At 69.5% G+C, this 16,875-nt stretch carries 5 protein-coding genes; all 5 read left to right on the top strand.

The features are described 5' to 3' along the window. Nucleotides 1-11,866 (top strand): filamentous haemagglutinin family protein (locus tag K0H49_RS01000; protein WP_445206039.1); only part of this gene is annotated, 11,866 nt, incomplete at its 5' end. Nucleotides 11,867-12,118: 252 nt separating this feature from the next. Continuing rightward, a complete protein-coding gene (locus K0H49_RS00995; protein ID WP_219209292.1) occupies nucleotides 12,119-13,759 on the top strand; it encodes a ShlB/FhaC/HecB family hemolysin secretion/activation protein in 1,641 nt (546 codons plus the stop codon). A 61-nt stretch (nucleotides 13,760-13,820) separates the two neighbouring features. After that, nucleotides 13,821-15,686 (top strand): DUF2341 domain-containing protein, encoded by a 1,866-nt coding sequence (locus K0H49_RS00990; RefSeq protein WP_219209291.1) that lies wholly within the window; start codon nucleotides 13,821-13,823, stop codon nucleotides 15,684-15,686. A 15-nt stretch (nucleotides 15,687-15,701) separates the two neighbouring features. Beyond that, entirely contained in the window at nucleotides 15,702-16,112 is a 411-nt protein-coding gene (locus K0H49_RS00985) for an ExbD/TolR family protein (protein WP_219209290.1), read from the top strand. A 10-nt stretch (nucleotides 16,113-16,122) separates the two neighbouring features. Next, a complete protein-coding gene (locus K0H49_RS00980) occupies nucleotides 16,123-16,851 on the top strand; it encodes a hypothetical protein (protein WP_374122288.1) in 729 nt (242 codons plus the stop codon). The last annotated feature ends 24 nt before the right edge of the window (nucleotides 16,852-16,875 follow it).

Below are 16,875 nucleotides of genomic sequence, written 5' to 3'. Positions count from 1 at the left end.
CCCGGCGCCGAAGACGGCCACGCAGGGCGGCGGCTATGTGCTGCTGATGGGCAGCGAGGTGCGCAACGCGGGGGCGATCTCCACGCCCGGCGGCCAGGCGCTGCTGGCCGCGGGCGACGGCTTCACCATCCGCAAGGGCGTGGGCACCGACGGCAACCAGGCTTCCACCACGCGCGGCAACGAAGCGACCGTGACGCTCAACGCCGGCAGCACCGCCGGCAAGGTGGTCAACGCCGGCCTGATCGCGGCCACCACGGGCGACGTCACGCTCGCGGGCCGCGAGGTGCACCAGGACGGCGTCGTGCTGTCGAGCACCACCGTCAACACGCGCGGCACCGTGCACCTGAATGCCCTCGGCGCGGACGGCAGGATCGTCCTCGGCCAGGGCGCCGTCACAGCGGCGGTGATCGACAGCGACGACAAGATGGCCCTGGACAGCCAGCGTGACGGCCTGCGCAGCCCGGCGGTGAGCGGTGCAGAGAACATCGTGGCGCTGGTCGACCGCCGCGACCAGTCGCGCATCGAGATCACCAGTGGCGGCAGCGTCGACTTCCAGGGCGAGTCGCTCACGCTGGCCACGGGCGGCCAGATCGCGGTCAATGCCACGGTTCGCAGCCTGGTGCGCGAACGGGCCCTGCTCGACGTGTCCGGCGCCGTGGGCGTGAACGTGACGATGGCGTCCAACAACGTCAAGGTCAACATCCAGGGCAACGAGCAGCGCGATGCCCCGGTCAACCGGGACGGCAAGAGCCTCAACAGCAACGATGTGTGGATCGATCGCCGCAGCCTGGTCTTCGTGCCCAAGGGCACCAATGGCTACGAAAGCGACCGCTGGTACACCGCCGGCGGCCTGCTGGAGGTGGGCGGCTATCTCGCAACCCAAGGCCACACGGTCGGCGAATGGATGGCGCAGGGCGGGGTGGTGAACTTCGGCGGCGGCGACGTCGTCACCCAGGCCGGCTCGACCATCAACCTCTCCGGTGGCACGATCGATGTGCAGACCGGCTTCATCCACCAGAGCTGGCTCAAGGGCGCGGACGGCCGGCTTTACGAAGTGAGCAAGGCACCGGGCGATCTGCTCTACACGGGCTTGTACAAGGGCTTCGAGGAGGAACATGCACGCTGGGGAAAGAAAGCCACGGCGTACTTCTACAGCCCGCTGATCGCGCCGCAGAGAAGGCTGGAGGGCGGCTACACGGTGGGCCGCGACGCCGGCCTGCTGGTGGTCGGGACGAAGAGCGCGGTGATCGAAGGCGACATCGCGGGCCACACCTTCCAGGGAAGCCGCCAGACGCAATCTGCGCAGGCCGGGCTCGACGGCTACGACCAGTCGCAGAAGGCGGTGGCGCGCGGCGCCCAACTGGCTGTCGGCAGCTACATCCCGTACCACGTCAAGGACAGCGGCACGCTCCAGTACCGGCTGACCGGCGATGCGAACACCGTGAGGAACGTCGTCCTGGGCCACACCGCGGAGAAGATCGCCGCCGGGCTCGACCTGCGCACTGCGCTGTCGCCGGAGCGGCAGGGCACGCTGTTCCTGGACACCGATCGGTTGAACGCCTTCGGCCTGGGCGGCGTGAAGATTGCGGCGGTCCACAGCATCATCGTCGAGAGCGATCTGACGGTGGGCCACGCAGGCGAGATCACGCTGTATGGGCCAAAGATCGACGTCAACGCCGATCTGACGGTGCATGGCGGCACGATCCGGCTGGGCAATGTGCTGACGCAGGTCGGTGCGAGTGCGCGCATCGAGGACACGACGCTGGCTGCGCCGGCGCGGACGACGGCGGGTGTGACGCTGGCAGAAGGTGCGACGCTCGATGCCAGCGGGCTGTGGAGCAACCAGCGACTCGACGCCAGCGACGGCAGCCGCCTGCCCTACCTGAACGGTGGCACTGTGGCGTTGCGCAGCAGCGGCGATGTGACGCTGGCAGCGGGCAGCAGGGTGGACGTGTCGTCGGGCGCGGCACTGGATGCCAAGGGCCGGCTCACGGGCGGCAAGGGCGGTGACCTGACGCTCGCGGCCAATGCCTTTGTGGCCGACAACCGCGGCAGCCTGGTGCTGGACGGCGAATTGCGCGGCCATGGCGTCAATGGCGGCGGCCGCCTGAGCCTGCAGGCCGGCAAGGTGCTGATCAGCGATGCCGTGGTTGCGCCACAACCCGGGACATTGCAACTCGACAGCGGGTTCTTCGACAAGGGCTTCGCCGCCTACGACATCACCGGCAATGAAGGCTTGCGGGTCGCAGATGGCACCCAGGTCACCGTGACGGCGCCGGTGTACCGCCTCAGCGAAGGCGCGCAAGGCGTGGGCGTGGCCAGCGGCGCAGATCCGCGCAGTGCGCTGGAAATCTGGACACCGCCCCCGTACCAGGAAAACCCCGGCAAGGGACTGCTGACCGCACGCAAGGGCGCCAGCCTGAGCCTGCAGGTCGGCGCCCTGATGTCGACAGCGGCACAGATGGCTTCGGCGCAAGCGCACATCGGCCAGGGCGCGCAGATCAGCGTCGACCCGGGCCAGTCCATCAGCGTGCGCAGCATCGGCCAATTGACGGTGGACGGCACCCTGAATGCCTGGGGCGGCAGCATCACCCTGGGCGGCGTCAGCGTTCAGCCCACCGTGGCCGAAGGCGTGGAAGCCCAGGGCCATGGCCGCTCGATCTGGGTCGGTGAACACGCGGTGCTGGATGTGGCGGCGCGGGCGAGCACCGCAGTCGACAGCCTGGGCCGGCGCTACGGCACGGTGAACCAGGGCGGCAGCATTGTCATTGGTGGCGCGATCGACCCGGCCACCGGCATCGCCACCGCGGCCAACCTGTTCGTGGTCGTGCGCGAAGGTGCGCGCCTGGACGCTTCCGGCACCCAGGCGGTGCTGGACCTGCCAGGCGCCGGTGCGGGCGTCATTGCCAGCCGTGGCGGCAGCATCTCCCTGGCGTCCAACAACGGCGTGTACCTGGACGGTGCGCTCAAGGCCAGCAGCGGCGGCGCAGGTGCCGCGGGCGGCACCCTGAACGTGGCGCTGGAAACGCCGCTGTATGTCGAGGCCGCCACCGCCGGGGTGCGACAGGCCCGCGAGGTGATCGTCAGTGCCGCCGACCCCGGCACGCCGTTGCCGGTCGGCAGCACCGCCGCGTCGGCCGCAGGCAGCCTGGCTTACGGCCATGGCCGGTTGACGGCCGCTCAGGTCGACGCCGGCGGCTTCGACAACCTGTCGCTGCTGAGCAATGGCCTGATCAGCTTCGACGGCGACGTGTCCCTGCGTCTGGGGCAGAGCTTGAACCTGTATTCCGGGGCCCTGGCCCTGGCGGACGGCGCCGACCGTCTGTCCCGAGTGCTGCTGGCGGCACCTTCTGTGCGCCTGGCCGGGGTGGGCAACGCCAATGCGGGGACCGACAGCCTGGTCCGCCCGACGGTCCAGGGCGGTGTTTCCACCCAGGGCGCGGCCGGTGTGTTGCGGGTCGAAGCCGCCAACGTGCTGGACGTGCGCGACGGCGTCAACCTCGGCGCCCATGCCGAGCGCTCCAAGGCGCTGGCCGGCACCGTCGACCGCCGTGCCTTCGACCAGGCCGAGCTGTCCAGCCAAGGGGACATGCGCTTTCTGGCGGGCACCACCTCGCAGGGCAAAACCGTCCTGACGACCCAGGCCGACCTGAACCTGACGGCAGCGCAAATCTACCCGGCGACCGGCGCCGTCGCGCAGGTCACGGCCGGCTTCACGGGGGGTGACTTCGATCCGGCGCGCACCTTGCGCATCGGCCGGGTCGGCAGTGCGGCCCCGGCGCAGCCTTATTCCGTGTTCGGCAGCCTGTCGCTGAGTGCCTCGACCATCGAACAAGGTGGCGTGCTGCGGGCCCCCATGGGCAAGCTCACCCTGGGCGTGAACGAGGGCGTCACCCGTTCCACCAAGGTGATCGACCTGCTGCCCGGCAGCCTGACCTCGGTCAGCGCCGAGGGGCTGGTGCTGCCGTATGGCGGGACGGTCGACGGCGTGACCTGGCAGTACGACGGCAAGCAGGTGCAACTGCTGGGCGTCGGTGGCACCAGCGACTCCAGCAATCTGGTGGTCGGCCTGCAGCTGTCGGGGCGCGCGCTGAATGTGCAGCGGGATGCGGTGCTGGACCTTTCCGGCGGCGGCGAATTGTTCGGCGCGGCCTTTGTTTCCGGGCGGGGCGGCTCCACCGATGCGCGCTACAACCCCCTGCTGCAAATCGGCGCGGACGGACGCTTCAGCTTGCCGGGGCTGGCCACCAACCCGGTCTATGCGATCGTTCCGGGCGTCCAGCCCGGGGTCGCGCCCAGCGGCGGCGAAGCGGGCGCCACCCAGCCGCTCGTGGGGCAACAGATCCGCATCGGTGCCGGCGTTCCCGGCCTGCCGGCGGGCACCTACACCTTGCTGCCGTCCACTTACGCCTTGCTGCCGGGGGCGTTCCGGGTCGAGGTCAACGGCCGGGCTCCGGCCCTCGTCGCCGCCGCTGCCACGCCACGCGTCTCGGCCATGAACAACGGTTCCTGGTCAACCGACGGCGTGCTGTCGATTGCGCACACCGGGCTTCGCGACAGCCTGGCCAGCCAGGTGATCGTCACCCCGGCGGAGGTGCTGCGCCGTTACGCCCAGTACAACGAAACCCGCTACGCGGATTTCGTGCGCGCCGATGCGGCACGCCTGGGCGTCCCCCGGGCGGCGCTGGAAGCCGACGCCAAGACCCTGGGTCTGGAACTGATCGCCGGTCGACAGGGCCTGGGCTTCATCTTTGACGGCAAGGGGCGCTTCAAGCCCGCCGCAGGCGGCTTCGGCGCCGCTGTCCAGGTGGGCTCCGGCGCCGGCGGCGACATCGAAATCATTTCCGACACCGCCCAGGCCAGTGGCGTGACGTCGATGGTGTCGGTGCGCGCCAGCGCCTTGAATGCCTTGGGTGCCGCGCGTCTGGTGGTCGGCGGCCAGATGTCGGTGCGATATGGCCAGGGGGGCAACTTCGTCGGATTCGACACAGGAAACACCGCCGCTTCGGTGACCCTCCGCCAGGGCGCGACCCTGGCCGCGCCGGAGGTGTTCTTGATGACAGGAAGATCCGCAGACGCCATCGAGATCGAACAAGGCGCGTCGATCAACACCCTGGGTCGCGGCCAGGCAGCCTATGACTCGAAGGACGGTTTCATCTACAGGCCCGGCGATCGCAGCGTGCTGGCGGTTTCCAATGGTCGCTTGCAGATGCTCGCCCCGGTCAGCGGCAATGGTTTCATCGGACCGGGCAGCATCCTGATCGGCGCGTGCAAGCCGGCCGCCTGCGGCGCTGAAACGTCGCTGTATTCCGAGGGCTCGATCGCCTTCGCCACCACCAACCGCTTTGTCCTGGACGACAGCGTGCGCTACGGCACCCGCCATCTCGCGCTGGCGGTGGGCGGGATCAACGTCGGCAGCGCGGAGTCGCTGGCCGACGCCGCTGCACGGGGCGTGTTGCCCTCGGGCCTGACCCTGAATCAGCAGGTGATGGACCGGCTGCTGCGTGGCGATACCTCCACCGGCGCACCGGCGCTGCAGAGCCTGGCACTGACCGCCGGGCAGTCCCTGAACTTCCACGGCACGACGACCCTCAGCACCCTCGACAGCGCGGGCAGGTCGCTGCTCGACGAACTGCTGCTGACGACCCCGGCGATCTACGGTCATGGCCACGCGGGCGACCTGGCGCTGATCCAGACCGGCACCCTGGTCTGGGGCGGCGCCACCAGCGCGCCACCGGCGGTGGTCGGCAACGGCGCGGGCACCGGCAGCGGCACCCTGGAGCTGCAGGCCCGGCGCATCGAATTCGGGCAGGGCCCCGATGCCCAGCCCGACGGCCTGACCGACAACGGCCGCATGACGCTGGGTTTTGCCAACGTCCACCTCAACGCCAGCGAACGCATCACGGCCAACCACAAGGGCAGCCTGGCGGTGCATCAGTCCCAGGGGGCTTACGAAGCCGGCAAGGGCTTTGCCTACAGTGGCGGCAACCTGACCCTCCGCACGCCCTTGCTCACGGGCGAGGCCGGCTCGGTCAACCGGATCAGCGCCGGCGGTGCGCTGACGGTGGTGGCCCCGGCCAGCGGCGCGGCGGCGGTGGATGCCGCGGCCATCGACGCCCTGGGCGCCGAGTTGCTGCTGGCCGGGCGCAGCGTGAGGATCGACACGTCGGTGGTGCTGCCCAGCGGCAAGCTGACCGTGAGCGCCGACGAAGCGCTGATCCTGGGTGCGGCTTCGCGCCTGGACCTCGCTGGGCGCAAGGTGCAGATCAACGACGTCGGCAAGTACAGCTGGGGCGGCGACGTCACGCTGGAGAGCCGCCACGGCAACATTCGCCAGGCGGCCGGTTCGCTGATCGACCTGTCGGCCCAACACAACCAGGGCGGCTTGCTCAAGGCCGTGGCCGTGGACGCTGGCGCCGGGTGGGTCGACCTGCAAGGGCAGGTTCGCGCCGGTGGCAGCGGCCACTACGACGCCGGTGGCACCCTGGTGCCGTACAAGGCGGGCGGGGTGGACATCCGTGCGCAGCAGCTGGGCGATTTCGCCGCCCTGAACCAGCGCCTGAACCAGGGCCTGGTGTTCGGCTCGCGCAGCTTCCAGATCAAGCAGGGCAGCCTGGTGATCGGCGATGAACTCAAGTCCAACCAGGTCAACGTCTCGGTGGACAACGGCAGCTTGACGGTGGTGGGCACCATCGACGCCAGCGGCGAACGCGTCGGCACGATTCGCCTGGCCGGCCAGCACGGCCTGACCCTCGCCGGCAGCGCGGTGCTGGATGCGCATGGCACGGCCTTGCGGGTCGACAGCTACGGCAAGATCATCGACGCACCCAACCGTGCAGTGGTGGAACTCAACAGTGGCGAGGGCCGACTGACCCTGGCCGAAGGCACGCGCATCGACTTGCGTCACGGCACGGCGGCGGCCCCGGGCAGTGGCCCGGGGCAGTACGACGGCCTGGCCCGCGGCACGCTGGAGCTGAACGCGCCTCGGCTGAATGGCAATGACGTGGACATCGATGCCCGTGGACCGGTCGATGTGCGGGGCGCGCGTTCCATCGCGCTCAACGCCGTGGCCCGCTACACCGATGCACCGATCGGCACGGAACCGTCGGCCAACGGCCGGCCGTACCAGGTCATCGACCAGCATTACCTGGACCAGAAGCACGCGCTCAGCGAGGTCTTCATCGACAACGCCCTGCGCAACGACGGGCTGATGAACGGCAAACTCGCCGGCCTGAACAACGGCGGCTATCGCGATGCCTTCCGCCTGCGCCCAGGCGTCGAAATCGTCACCGAAGGCGACCTGGTGGTCAGCGGCGACCTGGACCTGTCGGGCATGCGCTACGCCAGCGTCAACCCGCACACGCCGAAGACCGCGGTCTACGGTTCGGGCGAAGTCGGCAGCCTGGTGGTGCGCGCCGGTGGCAACCTGGACATCTACGGCAGCATCAACGACGGCTTTGCACCGCCGCCGCCCACCCCGGACGACAACGGCTGGGTGCTGACCCCGGGCCTGCAAGGGTTCGGTGGCGACGTGATCGTGCCCGGCCCCGGCGTGGTGCTGGCCGATGGCAGCGCGTTCCCCGTCGGCAAGACACTGAACTATGCGTTGCCGATCAAGGCCACCACCTTGGCCCAAGGCACGGTGCTGCCAACGCAGGGCGTCCTGGATGCCGCGTTGACCCTGCCGGCCAACACCGTGTTGAGCGCGGCGGTGCGCGACAGCGCGGGCACCGTGCTGTATGCCGCCGGCACCTTGCTGAAAGCACCGGTGCTGTTGGCCGCGGGCACGCGGCTGGATGCGGGCACGGTGTTGACAGGCGCGGCCTCCCTGCGCGCCATGACCTGGCCCGCGGGCGTGCCCTTGCCCAGCCGCGGGCCCGTCACGGGCAGCGCAGCCGACGGCGTGCTGCTGGCCGGCAACCTGGCACTCCGGGTCGGCGCGCTGATTCCTTATGGCACCGACCTCAAGCTGCCGGATGGCGCGCTGTCGGTGCCGTTGCGCACCGTGACCGGCGCCCTCCAGCGCCAGAACTGGGCGGTGGCGCCGATGCTGGCCGAGGGCTCGCAGTCGTGGTCGTTGCGCCTGGTGTCCGGCGCCGACATCCAGGCGGCCGACACCCGTTCGATCAAGCCCGCCTTTGCCGGCGACCTGACCCTGGCCGACACGCACTACGGCATCTACGAAACCCATGACAAGAAAATCATCCCGGGAAAACCGGCCCAGCCGGGCGGCGCCTGGTACTGGGATGAACTTGCCGCCGAGTTGTATGGCGTCGAGGCGGGTACGCCGGTGCCAGCGGACTTCCTGGACATGTGTGGTGAGCCGGGCAACTGTGTGCTCGTCAAGTACGTTTGGAACGAAGACGCCGCCATCCTTGGCTATACCCCTGGGCAACCGGTATTGCCCAATGAAGAAAGCTTTTGCGACGATGGGTTTTGCGTTTCCCAGGGTGAACCGACGCCCGCCGTACCCGAGCAGGTGATCGTCGGTGCGGTCAAACGGGTCTCGCCGGTGAGCCAGCATTTCAGCGTGCTGCGCACCGGCACCGGTGACCTGGACCTGATCGCCTCCGGCAATGTGTCGATGCAATCGCCTTACGGCATCTACACCGCCGGGACCTCCAGCGCGGCGCGCGCCGGCGCCGCTGCCGCCGACTTCAACCGCGCCCGTGCCACCGCCGCAGATGGCACGGTCCTGGGCAGCGCAGCCAAGGCGCATGAAGCCCTGGTCGATGCCGGCGGCGCCAGCCCTTACGCAGCCTGGTATCCCGACGGCGGCGGCAACCTGTTGCTGCGCACGGGCGGCAGCCTGACGGGCGATGTCTGGACGCCGAACGCAGAGGCGATCATGCCCAACGACGGCCGCACCCAAATCAACAGTGCGAACCTGGGCAACTGGTTGTGGCGCCAGGGCACCGGCGACACCGCGGGTGTGACGCCCGTGCCCACCAGCTGGTGGATCAACTTCGGCACCTATGTGAAGGGCACCAGCGGCGGCAACTCCCAGTTTGAAGACAGCCAACAGATCGACCTGCTGCCGCGCCTGGTGGGGTTCACCGGGGTGGGCACCCTGGGCGGCGGCAACCTGACCCTGGACCTGGGCGGCGATGGCGGCATGCAGGTGCGCCGCGGCCACCCCGATGGTTTGCGGGCGCCGCGCAGCGAAGGACTGGTTCTGGCGGTGGGCAGCACCGGGCGCGTGGTCGATGGTCGACTGCTGCTGACCGGCGGCGGTGACCTGGATGTGCGCATGGGCGGTGATTTGAACCCGGGGCTGGACGCCCGTGCGACCCGCGTCAACACGGCCGCCACGCTGTCGGCCAGCTACAACCAGCAGACGCTCAACCTCAACGGCGTGTTGACCAACCTGCGTGGCGCCTTGACCCTGCAGGCCGGCAGCCTGGGGGGCATTGCCTTGAACTACGGCAGCAGGATGGGCGACCACGACACCAAGGAGAGCCGTGCCTACTCGCCCTACACCGCAAGCCTGGGCACGGCCACCGGCGGGATCACGCTGATGCTCGGCGATGCCACGGCCAGCCTGTCGACCCGCGGTGACCTGGTGCTGGCGGGGACCGGCGACCCGGGCCGTATCTCCACCGAAAACACCCAGGCCTTCAGTTACAACGGCAGCAGCTATGGCGCCGGGTTCAGCTGGTTCTCGCTGTGGACCGAGCGCACCGCCATTGACATGTTCTCCGCCGGCGGCAGTCTGACGCCCAGTCAGCAGACCGGTTCGCTGGGCAGAAATGGCAGCGGTACACCCCTGCAAGGGCTCAACTACTCGAGTTCGGACGGGCGCTTCATCTTTCCCGCCAAACTGGGCGTAGTGGCCGCCAACGGCAGCATCTATCTCGGCCCGTCCGCATTGGGCAGCGGACCGGGCCCCTACAACCCCACCTACTCGTTGTTGCTGGCACCGTCGAGCCAGGGCCGGCTGGCCATGCTGGCCGGCGACTCGATCTACGCGAGTGGTTATGCGGTCGACCAGTCGGGTGAAAGCCCGGCATCGATGCCTAAACCTTTCGCGCCGGCCTTCATGGGTGAGCTGGGGGGACGGAACGACCCCATCACCAACTCGGGCAGCGACGCGGTGCGGGCCAGCACGCAACAGGGCTACACCTTGTTTGCCTTCCGCAGCCCGACCGATCCTGTGCGCGCGGCGGCCCAGGCAGAACCGGCCAGGTTCTACGCGCAGCAAGGCGACATCGTGGGCCTGCGCAGCGGCGAGATCCTGACATTCGCCGGCGCACGGCAGGGGCAGGTCCGTTATGAAGCCGCCGGCCCGGTGTGGATGCGGGCGGGGCGTGACATCGTGAGTTCGGGCACCGCTCTGGGCTTGCCGACCTTCTTTCCTACCCTGTCGGGCTACAACGGAGATTACGGCGGCGACAGCCGTGGCAACCTGTTCGTTCACAACAGCCCGACCGATGTGTCGGTGGTGTCGGCCGGTCGCGACATCCTCTACAGCGCCTTCCTTGTCGCCGGTCCTGGCACGCTGGAGATTTCCGCGGGCCGCAACATCCTGATGGAAGGCAAGGCCGCGGTCGTCAGCCTCGGGCCTGTCGTGGCAGGGGACCTGCGTCCTGGCGCCAGCGTCGTCATGCAGGCCGGCGTCGGCAGTGGCGGCCTCGATGAACTGCGTTTCGTGACGCCCTACCTGGACCCGGCCAACCTGGCGCAGAGCGGCGTGCCCTTGGCCGATCAAGGCGGCAAGGTGGTCAAGACCTATGAAGCGGAACTGGTCGCATGGCTGGCCGAACGCTACGGCTTCAGTGGCGACGGCGCGGCGGCCCGTCGCTACTACCAGGCCTTGCCATCGGCGCAGCAGCGGGTGTTTGCGCGCAGCGTGTATTTCGCCGAACTGCAAGCCGGTGGCCGTGAATACAACGATGCCGACAGCCCGCGTTACGGCAGCTACCTGCGGGGGCGCAACGCCATCGCCGCGCTGTTCCCGGCACAGGATGCCCAGGGCCGAGAGGTCCGCTACCAGGGCGACATCACCCTGTACGGCGGCGCCGGCGTCAACACGCTGTTCGGCGGCGACATCACCCTGCTCACCCCCGGGGGCCGGCAGGTGCTGGGCATCGAGGGCAAAACGCCCCAGCCCGTGGCGGGCGTGGTGCCCGGCGTGATCACGCAGGGCGCGGGCGACATCCACGTCTACGCGCTGGGCAGCATCCTGCTGGGCCAGAGCCGGATCATGACCACCTTCGGTGGCGGCATCCTGGGCTGGTCGGCGGAAGGCGACATCAACGCGGGCCGGGGCTCGAAGACCACGGTGGTCTACACGCCGCCCAAGCGCGTGTACGACAGCTGGGGCAACGTCACGCTGTCTTCCGATGTACCGAGCACGGGCGCGGGCATCGCGACGCTGGCGCCGATCGCGGAAGTGCCGGCGGGCGACATCGACCTGATCGCGCCCCTGGGCACGATCGACGCGGGCGAAGCGGGCATCCGCGTGTCGGGCAACGTGAACCTGGCGGCGCTGCAGGTGGTGAACGCGGCCAACATCCAGGTCAAGGGCCAGTCGGTGGGCATTCCGACCGTCGCCGCGGTGAACGTGGGCGCGCTGAGCAATGCGAGCGCTGCCGCCTCGCAGGCCGCGGGCGCGGCGCAGGAGGTGCTGCAGCGCGAGCGCCTGGCCTCGCGCCAGGCGCTGCCGTCGGTGTTCACGGTGCGCGTGCTGGGCTTCGGCAACGAAGCGGTGGAGGGCGGTGGGGCGCGCCCGTCCGATGCATCCCCTGCATCGCCGGTCGGCTACCGGCCGGGCAGCGCGGTGCAGGTGCTGGGCCAGGCCGGCCGCGTCGATGAAGGCGCTCGCAACCAGCTGACGCCGGCGGAGCGCCAGACGCTGGGGCTCTGAGCCGGCGATCTCGTTCTCTCGTCTCGTGAAGAAGGCGGCCGCCGCAAAGGGGCCGCCTTTCTTTTTTGATGAAGTTTTCGTGACAAACGACAGTCGCCGCGCGCCCGTTGCGTCTATGTATCCGTACGCAACTGCGACATGAAGGACTTCCATCATGGGTCGGCTTCGACCGTGCGCCGTGCGGCTTCACCTTCCTGCGCGGTGCCATGACCGGCATCGCGTCGCATCCATTTTGAAGATCGAGTTGGACCCATGCATGAACTGAACGAGAACAGGCCGCCGATGCGCTGGACAGCGGTGTGCCTGGCCGTGCTGAGCCTGGCCGTGCCCCTGGCCGCCGGTGCCCAATCCGCGGACGCGCCGGCCGCAGCCGCTGCGCAGCCCGCGGCCGAACAAGCGCAGCGCAAGGTCGATGTCGTCGAGTACATCGTGCGCGGCAACACCGCGCTCGACGTGCGCGACATCGAGCAGGCCGTGACGCCCTTCCTCGGCCCCGAGCGCACGATGAAGGACATCGAGGCCGCGCGCGACGCGCTGCTGGCCGTCTACCAGGCCAAGGGTTTCCAGTCGGTCTACGTCGACCTGCCCGAGCAGCAGGTGACCGAGGGCATCGTGTTCCTGCAGGTCAACGAGACCCGCGTGGGCCGCGTGCGCGTGATCGGCTCCGAGTACACCTCGCCGGTCGACGTGCGCGAGCAGGTGCCCGCACTGCGCGAAGGCCAGGTGCCCGACTTCAACCTGGCCCAGACCCAGCTCACCGCGCTCAACCGCGGCGGCAAGCGCCAGGTCATGCCGCTGGTCAAGCAGGGCGCGCTGCCCGGCACCATGGACGTCGACCTCAAGGTGGACGACGAGAGCCCGTGGCGCGCCAGCCTGGGCCTCAACAACGACTACAGCGCCGACACGCGCAAGCTGCGCGGCACCGCCTCGATCGGCCACGACAACCTCTGGCAGATGGGCCACAGCGCCTCGATCAGCTTCTTCGGCGCGCCGCAGGACCTGAACCAGACGCAGGTGATCTCGGCCTCGTACAGCGCCCCGATCCCCGGCACCGCCTGGGCGCTCGAAGCCTCGGCCTACAAGTCCGACAGCTCGGTCGCCACCGTGGGCGGCACCAACGTGCTGGGCAAGGGCCATTCGATCGGCTTCAAGGCCACCTACACCGTGCCCAACGCCGGCGACTGGTGGCACACGCTGAGCGTGGGCATCGACTTCAAGGACAACAAGGAAGCGCTGATGCTGGGCAAGACCGGCGACACCGTGCCGCTCAAGTACGCGCCCATCACGCTCGGCTACAACGGCTTCCTGCAGGCCGAGCGCAGCCAGGTCGGCCTGGGCCTGTCGCTGGTGACCGGCACGCGCAGTTCCTTCGGCTACGGCAGCGACTGGCAGGCCTTCGACTACAAGCGCTACAAGTCCTCGCCCAGCTTCATGGTGCTCAAGGGCGACCTGAACGGCAGCTACACGCTGGCCGGCGATTCGCAGATCGGCTTGCGCCTGTCGGGCCAGCTCAGCGATTCGCCGCTGGTGTCGAGCGAGCAGATCGCGGCCGGCGGCATGAACTCGGTGCGCGGCTACCTGTCGGCCGAGAGCACCGGCGACATCGGCCTGGTCGGCTCGCTCGAGTGGCGCACCAAGCCGCTCGACTGGCTCGGCCCGATGGTCGAGAACTGGCGCCTCTACACCTTCGCCGATGCGGGCCGGCTGCGCCTGAAGAGTCCGCTGGCCGAACAGCAGGACGGCTTCACGCTGGCCTCGGTCGGCTTCGGCTCCACCTTCCGCGTCGCCGAGCGCCTCAACGGCCGCGTCGACGTGGGTTATCCGCTCAAGAAGGGTGCGCGCACCGAGAAGCACGACACCCGCATCAATTTCAGCCTGACGGCCAACTACTGACCGTCGGCACGACCCCTCGATCTTTCATCGTCATTCCTACGAGCTTCCGGAGAACTCTGTCATGCGACGCACACTATTTGTTCTGCTCACCTTGTTGAGCACGCTCCTGCCGGGCCTGGCGCACGCCTGGTGGCAGCCCGACTGGGCCTACCGCAAGCCCCTCACCGTCGACGGCGGCCCGCAGGCCGGCGCGATCGGCGGCGACGCCGGCCGCACCCCGGTGCTGGTGCGCCTGCACACCGGCAACTTCAGCTTCCAGGGCGTGAACGAGACCGGTGCCGACCTGCGCTTCGTCGCCGGCGACGACAAGACGGTGCTCAACCACCAGATCGAACAGTTCGACCCGCTGCTGGGCATGGCGCTGATCTGGGTCGACGTGCCCGCGGTCGGCGCGGGCGCGCCGCAGAAGCTGTGGATGTACTACGGCAACCCCAAGGCCCCGGCCTCGGGCAACGGCCAGCGCACCTACGACCCCGACTACACGCTGGTCTACCACTTCGCCGAAGCCAACGTGCCGCCGCGCGACACCACCGCCTACGGCAACCATGGCCAGAGCGCCGTGGTCAGCCTCGACGGTACCGTGATCGGCAAGGGCGCACAGCTCGGCCGCGACGCACTGATGCTGCCGGCCTCGCCTTCGCTGGCACAGAAGGCCGGTGCAGCGTTCACCTTCTCCGCCTGGATCAAGCCCGAGCAGCTCGGTGCCCAGCAGGTGGTCTATGCGCGCCGCGACGGCGCCAGCGAACTCGTGATCGGCGTCGACCAGGGCGTGCCCTTCGTGCGCATCAACGGCCAGCGCAGCGCGCCCGGCCAGCCGATCCAGGCCGGCCAGTGGGCCTACCTGGCATTGAAGTCCGACGGCCAGAACGCCACCCTGTTCGTGGGCGGCCGTCCGACCGTCTCGCTCGCCGCCGCGATGCCGGCACTCGCCAGCGCCGCCTCGATCGGTGCCGATGCGGCCGCCGCAACCACGCCGGCCGGCCAGGCCGCCGTGCCTTCGCTGGCCGCCTTCACCGGCGCGATCGACGAAGTGCGCCTGTCGAAGGTCGCACGCCCCGACGCCCTGCTGCTGGCCGATGCCGTGTCGCAAGGCGCCGAATCGCGTCTCGCCGTCTTCGGTGCCGACGAGCAGCAGGCCGGCAAGAGCCACTTCGGCTTCATCCTCGCGGCCATGCCGCTGGACGCCTGGATCGTGGTCGCGCTGCTGGGCCTGATGATGGTGCTGTCGTGGGCCATCATGATCGGCAAGGGCCGCAGCTACGGCGCCGCCTCGCGCGCCAACGCCGCCTTCATCGGCCTGTTCCGCGAAACCGCCGGTGCGCCGCTCGACCGCCTGGCCGTGAGCAATGCCGTGTCCGAGCAGGTCAAGGCCGACTCGTCGCTGTGGCGCCTGTACGAAGTGGCGGTCGACGAGATGCGCCGCCGCCATGACCGCGGCTACGACCTGAACTCCGTGTCGGCCTCCACCATCGGCGCGATCCGCGCCGCGATGGACGGCGTGATGGTGCGCGAGAACGAGCGCATGTCCAAGCGCATGAACTGGCTCTCGACCACCATCGAAGGCGCGCCCTACGTCGGCCTGTTCGGCACCGTGATCGGGATCATGCTGGTGTTCGTCGTGGCGGCCATGGCCGGTGCGGTGGACATCAACTCGGTGGCGCCCGGCATGGCCGCGGCCCTGCTGTGTACCGCCGCCGGCCTGGGCGTCGCGATCCCCGCGCTGTTCGGCTACAACTGGCTCGCCTCGCGCTCCGACGCCATCGGCGCCGACATGGCGGTGTTCGTCGACGAGTTCGTCACGCGCCTGGCCGAAGAGCAGGGCGAAGGCCGCTCGCTGCCGCAGGCCGCGCCGGCACGCAGCGCGCGCCGCGCCGGCATCGACGCCGACGCCGGCTGGACCGCCGCTCCCGGCCACGTGGCTGCCTGAGGCCGAGAGCACACCATGGCCAACCCTGCCAAGTTCGGCACCAAGAAGCGCACCGGCGGCATCAACATCACGCCCTTCGTCGATGTGCTGCTGGTGGTGCTGGTGATCTTCATCCTGACCAGCAACGCCAGCATTCCCGGCATCAAGGTCGACCTGCCGAAGGCCAGTTCCTCGATCGCGCTCGAGAAGCCCAAGACCAAGGCCATCACGGTCGACAACGCGGGTCAGCTGTTCCTCGACGCCTACCCGGTCTCGCTGGCCGAGCTCGAGGAGCGCCTGCGCACCGAGAAGGCCCTGTCGCCGGACTTCCCGGTCATCGTGCGCGGCGACGCCGCGGTGCAGTACGCCAAGGTGGTCGAGGTGCTCGACCTGCTGCGCCGCATCGAGCTCAACCAGGTCGGCCTGGTGACCGGCAAGCCGAGCTGAGGACGCGCCCGTGAACCTTGCCCATCCAACCAGCCCGCGGCGGCCGGCGTCGAAGGACGCGGCCGGCCTGTGGCGTCGCTGGGGCGGTGTCGTCATCGGTGCGGTGGTGCTGGCGCTGCTGGCGGCGCTGGTCTGGTACCTGCTGTCCGACACGGCCAGCCAGAAGCGCCAGGTGGCCGACGCGCCGATGCTGATGCTGCCGCCGCCCCCACCGCCGCCGCCAGAGCCCGAGAAGCTGCCCGAGCCCGAACCCGAGAAGGTCAAGCCCGACGTGGTCGAGCCCGAGCCGACGCCGATCGACAACAAGGAGCCGCCCAAGGACGACGCGCCGCCCAGCCCGTCGCAGGACGTGGGCGACCCGGTGACCATCGACGGCGCGGCGCAGGCCGGCACCGACGCCTTCGGCATCGCGGCCGGACGTGGCGGCGGCATGACCGGTGGCGGCGGCGGCGGCGGCCTGGGCAGCGGCTCTTACGGGCGCTACGTGGCCAATGCGCTGCAGCAGGCCCTGGCACGCGATCCGCGCACCCGGCAACTGACCTTCGACGACATCCAGATCGACCTGTGGCTCGACGCAGCCGGCAAGACCACGCGCGTGCAGCTGGTCAAGAGCACCGGCAACCCGCAGTCCGACGAGGCCGTGCTCGCCATGGCCCGCGAGATGACCCGCATCGACGAGAGCCCACCGGCTTCCGCGCGCTTCCCGATGCGCGTGTCCATGAAGGGGCGCCGGCCTTGATGAAGGCCCTGGCATCCCCGTCCA

Origin of the sequence: Variovorax boronicumulans, from assembly GCF_019352895.1 — a bacterium.
In the GTDB taxonomy this organism is placed as follows: domain Bacteria; phylum Pseudomonadota; class Gammaproteobacteria; order Burkholderiales; family Burkholderiaceae_C; genus Variovorax; species Variovorax boronicumulans_A.
This window is presented reverse-complemented; position numbering and strand designations above follow the sequence as displayed.